The organism is Niveispirillum fermenti (assembly GCF_048066175.1).
Lineage (GTDB): Bacteria > Pseudomonadota > Alphaproteobacteria > Azospirillales > Azospirillaceae > Niveispirillum > Niveispirillum fermenti.
In genome coordinates, this window is the sequence record NZ_JBLTXA010000001.1 from 90284 (window position 1) to 105568 (window position 15285).

Consider the following 15285-nt stretch of genomic DNA (forward strand, 5'->3'; position numbering starts at 1 on the left):
TCTTTAAGGGCTGGTGTCAAGGCAACGCAGCAAAGTCAGAACGCCGATAGCCATCCACCATCTTTACGAGTTCAGGAGGGGAGATCACCTCCACGGCGTCCCCCCACATATATAGGTGCCAGCACATTTCCAGCAGGCCGGCCGCGCGGAACTTCACGATGAGGGATCCATCGGCTTCGAACTCGACGGTCTGCGCCGGGTGGAAAACAAAGCCTTGCGCCTGCTGTGCGGCCTTCGGAGCGAATTTCCACACCACGTCATGTATACCGTGGGGATCTTCATAGGAGCCGAAGCAGCGTTGCGCGTGCTCAGCGAGATCGAAACCCTCCTTCCTCAGGAAAGGGTCCGACAGGACGGTCGCCTCTTCTATGCAATCGACGCGATAATGCTGCACATCGCCGCCGGATTTTCCCAGATCGATCGCGACGAGATAGCGTCGGGCCCCCAATAACAGCCCGTGCGGGGCAACTATCCTGTCCCGCGCCGCGATGTCCTTCTTACCCCGATAACGGATGCGCAGCTTGGACGCCCCCTTGAGGGCGGTGGAGATCGCAAGGTCTACAGCCTCCTCGCTGGTAGGCCTGGGACCGGGGCGTGCCGCATGGCCCAGAGCCATGAGCAGCGCTTCCTCGTCGGCCTCGATGCGTCGACTGCGGTCGGTCGGGATGAGGGCCAGTATCTTGGCGTGCAGGCCCCGCAGAGCCTTGGCATGATCGATTCCCGCGCTTTTGGCCAGGGAGGCTTCTGCCAAACTCAATGCCGCGAGTTCCTCAGCCGTGGGATTCAAGAGCGGCGCGATACCGGACCTTGGCAGGTACCAGCGTGAGCATCCCGGGTCATCGTCATCGTTGCGCTTTTCGAGTTCCGGGAAGAGGTCGCCCAAAGCCTGGATCAACCTCTGCGCGGTCCGATAGTTGCGTTCCAGCATCGCCTCGATCTCTTTCAGGCTGACGCCCCTCATCGATGTTGCCTTCGCTGCAACCCTCAATAGCTCGACCGCATTCCGGTAAGACATTCCCTGCTCCTGAACACGCGGTACTTTCAGCCGCCTGCTGCAATCATGATGCGGGATTGGTAGGATGGAGTCGAGATTGAGGTAGCCCGTTTGGGGAGAGCGGTAATGCTGAACTACCAGGGAAGGACGATCTTCTCGGCGAGTGATCTCGTCAACTTCATGGGCTGCTCACACGCGACGGTACTGGATTCCCGCAACCTCGTCACGCCGACCACGTTCGCTCCGGATGACGAAACGGCCGTCCTGCTCCAGGAGAAAGGCATCGAGCACGAGCGCACCTATCTCCAGCGCCTGCGCGACGAAGGGCGCACGGTCGTGGAGATCCCAGCGGACGGCACCTTGGAGGAACGTGCCCAGGCAACGCGGCGGGCGATGCGCGCAGGCCCCGACGTCATCTACCAGGGTGCCTTCCTTGCAGGGCGCTGGCATGGCTATTCCGACTTCCTGCTGAAGGTCGACGGCATCGACTCATCGCTGGGGTCGTTCGCCTACGAGGTGGCCGATACCAAGCTTGCCCGGACGGCGAAGCCGAAGCACCTGATGCAGCTCTGCGTCTACGCTGAGATGCTGGCAGCCGTGCAAGGCGTCATCCCGCCGCGCATGCACGTCGTCCTAGGGACCGGAGTGGTCGAAACCTTCCGCACGGACTCGGTGCTGCATTACTTCACCTTCGCCCGGCGCCGCTTCGAGGCGTTCGTGGACGCCCTGCCCGCCGTGTCAAGCGGCGACCCGTGCAGCCACTGCACCTTCTGCCGGTGGGCCGACCGCTGCGACGCCGAGTGGGAGGCCGCCGACCACCTCTCGATCGTGGCCGGCATGGGACGCAGCCAGGTCGCGGCCCTGCGTGAAGCGGGCATCAACGACATCAGCGCGCTGGCAGCGCTGCCCGCCGGTACCAGGATCCCCGGCATCCAGCCCGGCACGGTCGCCAAGCTCTCTGCCCAGGCCCGCCTCCAGGCTCACTACCGCCGGACCGGCGAGCAACAGTTGGAGTTGCTTCCGCCGGCACCGGGCCGTGGCTTCGCCCGCCTCCCCCAACCCAGCGAAGGCGACATGTTCTTCGACATGGAGGGGGACCCGCTGTTCGACGGCGGGCTGGAGTACCTTTTCGGGATCGTCGCCATGGATGGCGGCGTGGACCGTTTCGATGCCTTCTGGTCCCATGACCGCGACGGCGAGAAGGTGGCGTTCGAGCAGGCGGTCGATTTCATGACGGCCCGCATCGCGCGGTATCCCGGCGCCCATATCTACCATTACGCCTCGTACGAAGAGACGGCCCTGAAGCGGCTGGCCATGTACCACGGGACCCGCGAGAACGAGGTGGACGACATCCTGCGCGGCAACCGGCTGGTAGACCTCTACAAGGTCGTGGCGGAATCCGTCCGCACGTCGGAACCCCGCTATTCCATCAAGAACATGGAGGCCTTCTACCTGCCCGGCGGTCGCCAGGGGGAGGTCAAGACCGCCGGCGACAGCATCGTCATCTATGAGCGCTGGCGGCGCCTCGGCGGCGACCAGCTGCTCCGGGAGATCGCCGACTACAACGAGGTCGATTGCCGATCCACGAGAGGGTGCCGCGACTGGCTGCTATCGCTCCGGCCGCCGGGGACGCCGTGGTTCACCGGACGTACGGTGACGCCCATCACCCCTGAGAAAACGATGGAGCGGCAGGAAGCGGAAGAACGCACGCAGCGCCTGGCCGACGCCTTGGTGGCTGGCAACGATGAGCCATGGCGGCAGCTGCTCGCGGACCTGTTGGAATTCCATCGGCGGGAGGCGAAGCCAACCTGGTGGGCCATGTTCGCGCGCCAGGACATGGACCATGACGCCCTGCTTGAAGACGCGGAATGCATTGCCGGCCTCCAGCCGCATCCGACGATCCGGCCCCGGGCAGAAGGAAAGTCTGCCGTCTACGCCTTCACCTTCCCGGCGCAGGACTTCAAGATACGTGTCGGTGACAAGCCGGTACGTTCGGGCACCCTTGAGCCGGCCGGCGAGATCATATCGCTCGACGAGGACAACGGCGTCATCGAGTTGAAGCTGGGGCCCAGTAGGTCACCTATAGTGCCGGGAAGCGCCCTGATCCCCGAGGGTCCCGTGGGCGACAAGGTCCTGCGCGCCGCGATCTACCGATACGCGGAGGATGTCGCCAGGGGCGGCGTAAAGTATCCCGCCGTAACCGCGATCCTGCGCCAGGATCGGCCGCGGTTCATGGGCAGGCCGCCGAACCAGGCCGTCGTGCCGGAGGGGATGGACGCCACCACCGGGATGGTTGAAGCCCTTCGGGTATTGGACGACAGCTACCTGCTTGTGCAGGGCCCTCCGGGCGCGGGCAAGACCTATTCGTCGGCCCAGGCGATCGTCGCGCTCCTCGCCGCCGGGAAGCGCATCGGGGTGGCGTCCAATTCGCACAAGGCAATCAACAACCTGCTGAAGGAGGTGGAGGCGATGGCCACCGCCCAAGGGCTGCGTTGCCAGGGCATGAAGAAGTCGTCGCGAGAGGACCAGGTGCTCGGCACCGGGGGCTGGATCGAGGACGTGATCGGCGGAAGCGGCAGCGGGGTGCTTCCCCACCATCGGCTGGCCGCCGGCACGGCCTGGCATTTCGCGCGGGAGGAGTTGGACCAGGCGTTCGACTACCTGTTCATCGACGAGGCAGGCCAAGTGAGCTTGGCGAATATCGTGGCCATGGGCATGGCCGCCCGCAACATCGTGCTGGTTGGGGACCAGATGCAGCTCTCCCAGCCGATCAAGGGCACGCATCCCGGCGGCAGCGGCCAGTCGGCACTTGATCACCTCCTGGAGGGACATGCGACGGTGCCGGCCGACCAAGGGGTGTTCCTGCCGATCACCCGCCGCATGCACCCGGACTTGTGCCGGTTCATATCCGAGGCGATGTACGACCGGCGGCTGGAAGCTGAGCCGAGCACGGCCAACCAGCGTGTCGAGGTCGACGTCTCGAAGGACCCGGAAGCGCTTGCCCCGGCGGGGCTGCGCTTCGTCAAGGTCGAGCATGCTGGATGTACTCAGCGGTCGGAAGAGGAAGCGGCTCGGTTGGATACCACCTACCGGGCGCTGCTCGGCGGCCACTGGACCGACCGAAATGGAAGACGCCATTACATCGGGGTGGACGACATCCTGGTGGTCTCTCCCTACAACATGCAGGTCGATCTGTTGAAGCGCGTCCTGCCGGAGGGGGCACGGGTGGGCACGGTGGACAAGTTCCAGGGCCAGGAGGCGGCTGTCGTCTTGGTGTCGATGGCGACATCGTCTGGAGATGACCTGCCGAGGAACATCGAGTTCCTTTACAGCCGGAACCGGCTCAATGTGGCTGTGAGCCGAGCACGATGCTTAGCGGTCATCTATGCAAATTCACGGCTGCTTGAGGTTTCTTGTTCGAAGATAAGGCAAATGGAGCTGGTAAATGGTCTTTGCTGTGCCCAGCAATTCGCTACCATGACATTCAGATAGAAAGTATTTTTCCCTGACAGCGCGAGGACAAACGCCAAGGATCTATTTGGCCACTGCTAATGTCATTCACGAAAAACGCTATTAACTCTCATATCTGGAAACTCCCGATATATAGCGCTAACCAACTGGGTAAAACCAAGAGAAACGATCCACTTACCGAGTTGGTGGAAGTAACTCAAAAAAGCCGGCTGGAGCCGGTCGGCGATTATTGCAGCTTCAGCCTTACCCTCACTCGTCAGCCGATACGTGCGCGGACGTCCAGTCGCTACACTCACCAACCCCTTGGTTGCCAAATTATCAATAGCGTCGTATACGCTGCGGTCGAATGGCCCGTAGTCGTAAGGAACAAAATTGAATTTTGGACCGCCAAATGCGGGTGAGGCCTTTCGGTCTATCAGGAAAAGCATTTTCATGATCTGGATGGGAGACGCGCTACCATCGGGCATGGCGGCGAGAGCCACCAAAGCAGCATCTTCCTGTGAAAAATCTGTCATTCCTCCCGAGCCTCTGGGCGTTGCATGGATGCACCCTATATGTGATAACGTCAGGCTTCAATAGTATCTAGGACAGGGCAAAATGTCTCTCACAGAGAATGCAAGCGGTAGAGATAATGCTGCCAGCTGGCTCTCCGACACAATGCGAATTACCCTTTTTGGTGAGCCTCAACGGTGGGAGTTCCCAAACGGGAGCCTGACAGAGATCTTGTTTGGCTCACCTCCAGAAATGGAGCAGACCTCACGCCGGGGCGCAACGGAGACTCGGCTAGAGGCCACTAAGCATGAGGGCTTCCAAATTAACATCGTCCGTCAAGGCGGGCGAATAGATATTCACGTACTGACAGATGAAGTATTCGACGATTCATCATCAATGATAAGGCCAATTAATGATTTTGCCCCTGTCATTAATAGAATAACAAAAGAAATAAATAAGATTTCCACATCATTTTCTCGAGTTGGAGCGGGGGCTAGTCTTATTCAACCACAAAGCGATACTGTTGAAGTGTATAAAATCTTGAAGCAGCGATTTCCATGTTTATTAGTTGATACAGATAACTGTGATGATTTTCTATATCAAATCAATCCTTATACCATTGATGAAGATATTAGACTTAATCATTTGGAGCGATGGTCACACGGAGTTTTTGAACGCATTGACATCCCTGTTATGGGGGGGGGCTTTGAGGGCGGGAGCATCCAAAGCCGATTGGTAGGCGTAAAACTTGACCTTGATTATAACACCGGAGTCGATTTACGATTGAATCTCGATGCCAATCGAGCCTCTTCATTACTAGAGAAGCTCGTCGTATCAATGTTCGAGCGGATGGATGGGTTATGATGCTCGGAATTGGGACTTTACTTGGACCTAAAAGTCGTTTTATTAACCGATCCCCGCAGCACGGCACCTTCCGCGCGCTTCGTGATGATGAGGCGTATGCTTCTGACGTGGACGACATCGTCTCGTTCACTCATGTTTATTCGGGAGGAGTGCAGCGTATTTTTAAGTCGTCTCCCGAATTTTCTACTTTTTTAGTTGGAGAGGTGCGCGATACTGCAATTAACTGGTCTTTCAACGACGTCAGCTTCTCGTCAGCATTGGGTTCTTACAACACGAAGGTCCCAGCGTGGGTTTCCGCAATGTACGATGCGAGCCTTCAGTCAGTTGAGGACGAAGATATTCTCGCGATGTTCGATGCACTAGAGGAAGCAATTTACACGGATCTCGCCAAGCTTGACCGGGAATTGGCATATATTGACGTTCACCGGTTGGCGCCGGAATTCATAGTCGGTATACCTCGAGCTCTTTTTCCGTTGAATGGACACCTTCTAAATTGGCAGCCTTACGTTAAGAGAGCTTGGTTTGCCTTGGCAAATAGAAAATTGGACGTGAGCGAGCTCCTTCAGGGACTTCTTTGACCAGATGCTGAACAACCCCACTTCTATCCCCTTTGATCGAGCTGATTCGATTGGCTTTGTTATCCGTCGAATCTCGGGTGATCAGTGGCATACGGGTATGCTCTACATCCATGAAGGCAAAGCTCGTTTACGGCATCTATGCAGCCACAATCACCTTGAGGATGAGCCTGCGGAAGAGCTGCACTATCTCTGGACAGAGGTAGCGGCTATTGGTTCGATAAATAAACGGCTCATCGCATTGCGTCTTGGAAAAGGAGGAAAAAACAAAGTACCTTATGGTGTAGGTTTTCTGGATAATGGCCATTACTTGGACAAACAAACTCTTCATTACACTAAGACCGAACTAGGTATGGGCCTCACTTGTGCAACGTACGTGATGGAAATTTTGCATACATTCGGATTCAAACCATTTACCATATCCGAGTGGACTCCAAATGATGGTGACGTTCATTGGCAGCGATCTATTTTGCAATACTTTAAACAATGCCATCCGGATGCTGAAAAGCATTTTGAGACGGAACAACAAAATATCGGTTCGCCGCGATTTCACCCACAACATGTGACGGGCGCAGGGCATGCAGAAGAATGGCCTGTTTCCAAAACAGACGCGGAGCTTTTAGCAACACAAGTGACCATTAATTACAATGCAGTATTTCCCCAACCGCTAATGCATTAACAGTATGCTGCCCGTCACTCAAATTAATACTTGCTGGATACACCATACTAAAAAATCTGAACGGATGTACCACAAATGGCCGCTGACTGGACTGACGCGGAGAACGACGCCACCGTCGCGGACTACTTCACGATGCTCGATGCCGACATTGCCGGCCGGCCCTACAGCAAGGCCGATCACAATCGCCGGCTCCGAGCGGTGATCGACCGGCCGCGCGGCGCCATCGAGTTCAAGCACCAGAACATCAGCGCGGTCCTGGTGGGCCTCGGGAAGCCATGGATTCCCGGGTACAAGCCAGCGTCCAACTACCAGATGTCGCTCGAACCCGCGGTGGTGCGATGGCTGGAACGACATCCGAAATGGCTTATGCCGACAGCCCCGGACATGACGGTCGAGTTCCAGTCCTTGCCGATCAGCGAGAACGACATCCTGCGGATTCTCCCGCCGCCCACGCACAGCAACGCGCCCCCGCTCCCCGAGATTGGCCGGATGGCTGCCATCGCCAGGAAGTACGACGTGGCAGGGCGCGACGCGCGCAACCGGGACCTTGGCGAAGCGGGCGAACAGCGCGTGCTGGCCCACGAAAGGGCCGCCCTGCTCTCGGCTGGCAGGACGGACCTGGTGAACGGGATCCGCTGGGTATCCCACCTCGACGGCGACGGGGCCGGCTATGACATCAGGAGCTTCGACGCCGACGGCCGCAACCGGCTGATCGAGGTGAAGACGACCAACGGCTGGGAGCGCACGCCCTTCCACGTCACGCGCAACGAACTGGCCGTTGCCGACGAACGCCGCGACGAATGGTGCTTGGTGCGGCTCTGGAACTTCGCGCGGGAGCCCAAGGCGTTCGAACTGCGCCCACCACTGGAGGCGCACGTGTCGCTGGTGGCGACCAGCTTCCAAGCAAACTTCCTGTGAAGCTTCTGGGACCGACGCGCTAGAATATCCGACGCACGAAGAAATCGACCCGGTTCACGCCGTGCCAGGCCGGCAGCGGATGAGTCGACGCAGGGAAGACGGGGCTGCCGCGTAGGCCGTCCACATAATTCCTTAGGCTGTCGGCCGCCCTTGATCCCTGCCAGTGCAGGAAGGCCAGCACGAAGAGGCCATGCGTGGCGAGGCCGGCCCCCTGCATGGCCTCCAGCCCGGCGATGTTCCTTTCCCAGTCCCGGACCTGCTGGGCGGGCCTGCTGGACGCCTCCTTCCCGGCCCAGGCGATCTTGACCCCGATCGCGATCCTGTCGTCGCGCCGGACGGCCAGCATGTCGCACCGGGCATCGCTGCCCGCCGGCGACACACCGGCCTGGACCGTCCAGTCGTCCTCGCTCAGCGAACGGTACAGGGCGAACTTGAGCTGCTCCTCGGTCGGTCTCGTATCCCGGTGCCCAACCATGGGAACGAAGCGAAAGTCGCTGACCGCGCGCCCTATGCCGGCCCGGATCGCGTCGACCGGGAGCCCCTGCGCCGCCTCGACGGCGGCGGCCCTGGCGCGGGACGCAGCCTCGATGTGTTCTCGGGCGAGCATTTCGCCGAAAATGCGGGCGAGCTTGCTGATGCTCTCCTCCGCTGCGGCGGCGTCGTAGCCCTCGTCGCAAAGAATAAGGTTCAGACGCGACTCGTCAGCCATGGATCGCCCCCGTGTCGTCGTCGATGTGGCCGTGGCCTAGCCAGTTACAGCGCGGGAACGGGCATGCGGAAGAAGGCCGTCGGTACGTACGCCGTCAGCGCCGTCCGAGCCGATGGGCTTCGCGGGCGATGTACCCAATTTCCGCCTTCGCGGATAACGCCCTCCTCGGGCAGGCGCCACCCTCCTGGCGCTTCGCGCGCCGAAAACAAAACGCAATGAGGCCGGTTACAGACTTCGCCGCGGTCAAGGGAGCAGGGAAGCGCCCCATTTCCAATCAGGCAACCCAAATGTCCCTGCGCCTCCACCGGATCATCGCCGACTACGTCCGCCTTCGGCTTGAACCCATCATGCCGCCGCGGGAGGTCATGGCCCTGCGCGACCACCTGCTGGGGCTGGCGCGGGAAAGGCGCTGGCCGGCCAGGTCGGGCGGCGGCTTCGACTACCAGGCCATCGCCGCGGCGGCCGGCGTCCCTCCTTCCACGCTGCTCGACGCCAGGGCGCAGCTGAAGCCGCTGCTGGACGCCATCGTGCGGGAACTGCCCAGCCCGGCCGTCGCGAAGCCGAAGCGGGCCGTCCGGAAGGTGGCACGCAAGCTGGCCCTGGCCATTCCGAGGGCGAAGCCCTTGGCCGCCCCAACGCAGGAGCCGCCGAGGGCAAAGACGCCGTCCGTGCCGCCGGCCCCGGCCCGGAAGCGCGGGCGGCCGAGGAAGGATGCGCCGGTCGTCGCGCCGGTGGCCAAGGCCCGGCGCCGGGGGCGCCAGCCCGCCCCGGTTGTCCAGTTTCCACCCGCGCTGTGGCCCGAGGCGCGCACCTTCGCCGACTTCCATCGGGAGCTGGACCAGCAGGCCCGGCGGCATGACGACAACAACCATGTGCTCCAACGGGCCCTCGCCGCCGCCGGCGTCGCGGTCAATGTCTCCACGATCCGCAACTGGCGCAGCGGGGTCCGCCATCCCAGGACCGTCCGCAGCATGCAGGCCATCGCGATCCTTGAGCAGCGGTACCGGCTACCTGACGGGCACCTGTCGGGCCGCCTGCCCCATCCTGCCCGCGCCATCGCCGGCAACAACGTCCATGGGATCACCAACGCCGAGCACCGACGGCTGGCCTGGCACCTGCCCGACGACTTCACCACCCGGCCCCCAAAGGAACGGGAGGAGATCCTGCGATGGGTGCGGGAGGTGGTCGTGCGCGGGTCCACCGCCTACAGGGCGTACCAGGCCGCCGCCATGAAGACGCCCTTCGCCCTCCGGCTGCCCCATGCCGGCGCCTTGGTGGATGCACGCTGGAAAGACCAGGGAGGCCGGCGTTCGGAAAGTCCGAGGTTCGACGTCGCCACCATGGCCGACGAAGAGCTGGACCGCGAGATCGCCGGCCTGGTCGGGTTCAAGAGCGCCACCCTGACGCCCTTCGGGTACCAGCGGTCCGGTGCCTGGGGCCGGGAGATGGCCTTGCAGCAGATCGAGCACCTGGGCCTGATGTTCGGGGCGCTGGCCGCTCCCGCCGCCGGGCCGGTCCGCGGCCTCGGCGCCGACAAGGGGAGCCTGTGCTTGGCGCTGCTCGCCTTTCCCCAGACCTGGGGCTGGTACGTGGACTGGCGGGAGCGCCGTCGCGGCTTCTACACCAGCTGGGAGAGTGGCGCGCTGTCGGTGGCGGCGGCATTGACCCGCCCCGAGACCGGATGGCTGTGGCAGAACCCCGGTCTGGCCCAGCGCCTTCAGCCTGTCCCGGGCCTGCTGGCCCAGGACGACATCGACAGGGCCCTGGCCGACTGGCGGGCCGCGTGCCAGGCCGCGCACCGGTACGCCGTCAGCCGGGGCAAGGAGGTGAAGCGGGTGGCCAAGGTCCACCGCGACCCGTTCGAGCCGATCCTGCCGGTGCTGGAGGCGGATAGTCCGTTGACTGAATACAAGAAGATCGCCGACGAGATCGTCCGGCTCATGCCGAGGGCCGACCGCTATCCCGTGGCTGCGGCCGAGGCGACGCGGGCGCTTTTGATGGTCCGCCTGGGCCTGCACCTGGGCGTGAGGCAGAAGAACCTGCGCCAGCTGCTCTGGAAGCCCAGGGGCGCCATGCCCTCCACGGCGCGGCACCTCAGCGACCTCCGCCGGGGCGAACTGCGCTGGAACAGCCGCGACGGCGGCTGGGAGGTCTACATCCCCGTGGAGGCCTTCAAGAACGCCGGCTCCTCATATTTCCGCGGCCAGGCCTTCCACCTCCGCCTGCCGGACCTGCACGGGCTGTACGACCTGATCTCCGGCTACCTGGACCGGCATCGCCTTCTGCTGCTGGGCGCCGCCGCCGATCCGGGCACGTTCTTCGTGAAGACGGCGAAGCGGACCTCGACCGGTGCCGAATACGGTCAGACGACCTTCTACGAGGCCTGGCGCCTGATCATCCAGCGCTACGGGATCTACAACCCCTTCACCAAGCGCGGCGCCATAGAGGGCCTGTTGCCCCACGGCCCGCACAACGTCCGCGACGTACTGGCGACCCATATCCTGAAGAAGACGGGCTCGTACGAGCAGGCCAGCTACGCCATCCAGGATTCGCCGGAGACGGTCCAGGAGCACTATGGGCGGTTCCTGCCCGGGGACAAGGCGGCGCTGGCGGCCAAGGTGCTGAACGAGGTGTGGGAGGCGGCGTGATCGGCCGTGGACGGCACCTTGCGGCGAATAGCGATCCTATTCGCCGCAAACGATGCGGTGATTGTCGTCCTTGCACGTATCGGACTTAGGCGAACCCCAAAGGCTACACCGAGAAGCAGCCATATCTGGGAAGACTAGCAGCCCGAACCTCGCATATGTCAGCGAGCCGCAGAGGGATTAGAAGGGGCCAAAAGCGGCGCCTAATATTATCAATAACTTAGCTGAATGCATAAACGTTATCGTGTCAGATTGGCATACCATAGCCCTTCTAGGGAAAAGATATGCCACCATCGACAGCTGCCATTTCAAAAGGGTGGTGATCCCGCTGGGACTCGAACCCAGGACCCCATGATTAAAAGTCACGTGCTCTACCGGCTGAGCTACGGGATCGCCCCTTGAAGTGGCGCGCACCATAGGCGGGTGAAACGGCCACGTCAACACAGGTCATGTGGCATTGCACCCTTGCGGAACGCAGGGGTGCCACCGCCATCGTCAGGTGGGGCCGGCCTTGCGTTCCGCTTCGAAACGGGCAGCCAGGCTGGCTGCGACGCGCGGGCTGACGAACTGGCTGATATCGCCGCCCAGACGCCCGATCTCCTTCACGAAGCGCGAGGAGATGAACTGGTGGCGATCGGACGCCATCAGGAACACCGTATCGACGGCGGGGTTCAGCCGCGCGTTCATGCCGGCCATCTGGAATTCATATTCGAAATCCGAAACCGCGCGCAGGCCGCGAATGATGACGCTCGCCCCGCAATCAACGGCGAACTTCATGAGCAACTGGTCGAAGGGGCGCACCTCCACGCTGCAGCCCTGCTGGCTGAGCGTGGCCAGTTCGCCGGCCACCAGCGCCACGCGCTCCGCCGTGCTGTAAAGCGGACCCTTGCCCGCATTGCTGGCCACACCCACGATCAGATGATCAACCATCCGCACCGCGCGCTGGATAATGTCGAAATGGCCGTTGGTGATCGGGTCGAACGTGCCCGGATATACACCGATACGCGATGCCACCATGTTGGAAATCCTCTCCCCTTACCCCCAGCAGGACCGGCTCCATCGCCCGGACCCTGTTTTAGCCGCCGGAGATCGATCGTCCCCGGCGGTCCGTCCCCCGGTGCCGGTCAGCCGGCGGCACCATCGGCATCGGCTGCCCCGGCTTCGGCTCCCCCCTCGCCGGCACCGTCATCCTCCAGCCGGGCCACGGACACCACCTTTTCCTCCCCCGCCAGGCGGAACAGGGTGACGCCCTTGCTTTTGCGGCCCGTCAGCCGGATGTCATGCACGGGCATGCGGATGACCTGGCCGCTGTCGCTGACCATCATCACCTGGTCGGTCTCATGAATGGGGAACACGGCAGCGATCGCCTTGTTGCGGTCACCCATGTCCATGTTCCAGATGCCCTGGCCGCCGCGGCCCGTCAGCCGGTATTCATAGGCCGAGCTGCGCTTGCCAAAGCCCTGCTCCGACACGGTCAGGATGATCTCTTCCCGCGCCTGCATCTCCGCAAACTGTTCCGGCGACAGGGCGGCCTCTCCGGCCACGGGCTCGGCATCGACATCAACCGAATCGTCCGCCTCCTCGCCCAGGGCGCGGCGCAATTCGCGGGCCTGCTTCAGATAGGCCGCCCGCTCCTCCATCGTATAGTCGGTGTGATGCAGGATCGACATGCCGATCACACCATCGCCCTTGGCCAGACGGATGCCGCGCACGCCGGTGGAAGTGCGGCCGCTGAACACGCGCACCTCGGTCACGGGGAAGCGGATGCAGCGGCCCAGGCGGGTGGCCAGCAGCACATCATCCTGATCGGTGCAGGTCCGCACGGCGATCAGGGTCTCCCCCTCTTCCTCCAGCTTCATGGCGATAAGGCCGTTGGCGCGGATATTCTGGAAATCCGACAGCTTGTTGCGCCGGATGCCCCCGCCGGACGTGGCGAACACGATCTCCAGATCGCCCCAGGTCGCCTCATCCTCCGGCATCGGCATGACGGTGGAAATGGTCTCTCCGTCCGTCAAGGGCAGCAGATTGACCAGCGCCTTGCCGCGGGTCTGCGGCGTGCCCTGCGGCAGGCGCCAGACCTTGAGCTTGTGGACGATGCCGCGGCTGGTGAAGAACAGCATGGGCGTATGGGTATTGGCCACGAACAGGTCGGAGACATTGTCCTCCGCCTTCAGGCTCATGCCCGACCGTCCCTTGCCGCCACGCGCCTGGGCGCGATAGGTGGAAACCGGCACGCGCTTGATATAGCCGCCCTGGGTGACGATGACGACCATGTCCTCGCGCTGGATCAGGTCCTCGATATCGGACTCGAACTCCGATTCCTCGATCAGGGTGCGGCGCGGCGTGGCAAAGCGGGCCTTCATCTCGCCCAGTTCGTTGCGGATGATGTCCAGCAACAGCGCACGATCGGCCAGCACAGCCAGGAAATGCCGGATCTGGTCGGTGACGCCGGTCAATTCCTCGCCGATCTTGTCACGCTCCAGCCCGGTCAGCCGGTGCAGGCGCAGATCCAGGATGGCGCGGGCCTGCGCTTCCGATACGCGGTAGGTTCCGGTTTCCGACAGGCCGCGGCCCGGCTCGTCGATCAGCGCGATCAGCGGGGCGACGTCGGCCGCCGGCCAGTCGCGGGCCATCATCTGCTCACGCGCAGTCTGCGGGTCGGGCGCGTTGCGGATCAGCGCGATCATCTCGTCCAGGTTGGCGACCGCGACGGCCAGACCGACCAGGATATGGGCGCGTTCGCGCGCCTTGCCCAGTTCGAACTCTGTCCGGCGGGTCACAACCTGTTCGCGGAAGCGGACAAAGGCCGCGATGATGGCCTTCAGGTCCATCAGTTCCGGCCGGCCGCCATTCAGGGCCAGGGCGTTGACGCCGAAGCTGGTCTGCAGCGCGGTGTGCCGGAAAAGCTGGGCCAGGACGACATCGGCCACGGCATCGCGCTTCAGTTCGATCACGACCCGCACACCGTCGCGGTCCGACTCGTCCCGGACGTCGCTGATCCCCTCGACCAGCTTCTCGGTCACGCATTCGGCGATGCGCTCCAGAAGCTTGCCCTTGTTCACCTGATAGGGGATCTCGGTGGCGACGATGGCCCAGCGATCCTTGCGGATCTCCTCCACATCCGTCTTGGCGCGCATGATCACGCTGCCACGGCCGGTATGGAAGGCCGAGCGGATGCCCGAGCGGCCGAGGATCACGGCACCGGTGGGGAAGTCCGGACCCGGCACGATCTCGATCAGTTCATCGATCGAGATGTCCGGATTGTCGATATAGGCTAGGCAGGCATCCACCACCTCACCCAGATTGTGCGGGGGAATGTTGGTCGCCATGCCGACGGCGATGCCGCCGGCCCCGTTGATCAGCAGGTTCGGGAACTTGGCCGGCAGAACCGTCGGCTCTTCCTCCGACTCGTCGTAGTTCGCCTGGAAATCGACCGTTTCCTTGTCGATGTCATCCAGCATGAACTCCGCCACCTTGGCCAGGCGCGCCTCGGTGTAGCGCATGGCCGCCGCGGCATCGCCGTCCATCGACCCGTAATTGCCCTGGCCGTCGATCAGCGGCAGGCGCATGGAAAAATCCTGCGCCAGGCGGACCATGGCATCATAGATCGCGCTGTCGCCATGCGGATGGTATTTACCCATCACGTCACCGACGATACGCGCCGACTTCTTGTAAGGCTTGGTACTGTCGTACCCGCCTTCCTTCATGGCGAAGAGGATGCGGCGATGCACGGGCTTCAGGCCGTCGCGCACATCGGGAAGCGCCCGGCTGACGATCACGCTCATCGCGTAATCGAGATAGGAGCGCCGCATCTCATCTTCGATGGTGATGGGCGAGATATTGGACGGCAGAGCGGGTGTGGATGTCACCGAGCGGAACTCGTCATTACGGGGCGGACAGAAACGGCCGGGGTGACCGGCCGCTTGGCGCCCCTTGTA

11 protein-coding genes and 1 tRNA gene are annotated in these 15285 nt (G+C 62.4%); 6 read left to right on the top strand and 6 right to left on the bottom strand.

From position 1 onward, the window contains the following. Positions 1–16: 16 nt before the first annotated feature. Positions 17–1015, bottom strand: coding sequence for a helix-turn-helix transcriptional regulator (locus ACM9LZ_RS00405; protein WP_416617358.1), 999 nt, complete (start codon positions 1013–1015; stop codon positions 17–19). Positions 1016–1120: 105 nt separating this feature from the next. Here ACM9LZ_RS00405 and ACM9LZ_RS00410 point away from each other — a divergent pair, with 105 nt between their 5' ends. Then, entirely contained in the window at positions 1121–4486 is a 3366-nt protein-coding gene (locus ACM9LZ_RS00410) for a TM0106 family RecB-like putative nuclease (RefSeq protein WP_416617359.1), read from the top strand. 62 nt (positions 4487–4548) lie between these two features. Here the strand turns inward: ACM9LZ_RS00410 and ACM9LZ_RS00415 are convergent, their stop codons facing one another. After that, positions 4549–4980: a hypothetical protein gene (locus ACM9LZ_RS00415; RefSeq protein WP_416617360.1), complete on the bottom strand. Its 432-nt coding sequence runs from the start codon at positions 4978–4980 to the stop codon at positions 4549–4551. A gap of 82 nt (positions 4981–5062) precedes the next feature. Here ACM9LZ_RS00415 and ACM9LZ_RS00420 point away from each other — a divergent pair, with 82 nt between their 5' ends. The 4 genes from ACM9LZ_RS00420 (at position 5063) to ACM9LZ_RS00435 (ending at position 7993) form a co-directional block, all read left to right on the top strand. Beyond that, the gene (locus tag ACM9LZ_RS00420; protein ID WP_416617361.1) at positions 5063–5821 is read left to right on the top strand and encodes a hypothetical protein; all 759 of its coding nucleotides are present in this window, start codon (positions 5063–5065) and stop codon (positions 5819–5821) included. Next, entirely contained in the window at positions 5818–6399 is a 582-nt protein-coding gene (locus ACM9LZ_RS00425; protein ID WP_416617362.1) for a hypothetical protein, read from the top strand. The genes ACM9LZ_RS00420 and ACM9LZ_RS00425 overlap by 4 nt, the downstream gene beginning before the upstream one ends. A 4-nt stretch (positions 6400–6403) precedes the next feature. Then, a complete protein-coding gene (locus ACM9LZ_RS00430) occupies positions 6404–7075 on the top strand; it encodes a hypothetical protein (RefSeq protein ID WP_416617363.1) in 672 nt (223 codons plus the stop codon). Positions 7076–7150: 75 nt separating this feature from the next. Continuing rightward, positions 7151–7993, top strand: coding sequence for a protein NO VEIN domain-containing protein (locus ACM9LZ_RS00435; protein ID WP_416617365.1), 843 nt, complete (start codon positions 7151–7153; stop codon positions 7991–7993). Between the two features lie 19 nt (positions 7994–8012). On the opposite strand, the gene ACM9LZ_RS00440 is transcribed toward ACM9LZ_RS00435, so the two are convergent. Next, positions 8013–8702 carry a hypothetical protein gene (locus ACM9LZ_RS00440; RefSeq protein WP_416617366.1) on the bottom strand — a complete coding sequence of 230 codons (690 nt, stop codon included), beginning with the start codon at positions 8700–8702 and terminating at the stop codon, positions 8013–8015. A 287-nt stretch (positions 8703–8989) separates the two neighbouring features. Between ACM9LZ_RS00440 and ACM9LZ_RS00445 the strand changes: the two genes are divergently transcribed. Further along, a complete protein-coding gene (locus ACM9LZ_RS00445) occupies positions 8990–11350 on the top strand; it encodes a hypothetical protein (protein WP_416617367.1) in 2361 nt (786 codons plus the stop codon). A 314-nt stretch (positions 11351–11664) separates the two neighbouring features. Here the strand turns inward: ACM9LZ_RS00445 and ACM9LZ_RS00450 are convergent. The 3 genes from ACM9LZ_RS00450 to gyrA all read right to left on the bottom strand — a co-directional run bounded on the left by ACM9LZ_RS00450 (position 11665) and on the right by gyrA (position 15159). Then, positions 11665–11740 (bottom strand) — tRNA-Lys (locus ACM9LZ_RS00450). Positions 11741–11842: 102 nt separating this feature from the next. Continuing rightward, on the bottom strand, positions 11843–12364 hold the full coding sequence (coaD, locus tag ACM9LZ_RS00455) for a pantetheine-phosphate adenylyltransferase (protein WP_416617368.1): 522 nt from the start codon (positions 12362–12364) through the stop codon (positions 11843–11845). A 107-nt stretch (positions 12365–12471) separates the two neighbouring features. Then, the gene (gene gyrA, locus ACM9LZ_RS00460; protein ID WP_416617628.1) at positions 12472–15159 is read right to left on the bottom strand and encodes a DNA gyrase subunit A; all 2688 of its coding nucleotides are present in this window, start codon (positions 15157–15159) and stop codon (positions 12472–12474) included. Positions 15160–15285 lie beyond the last annotated feature (126 nt).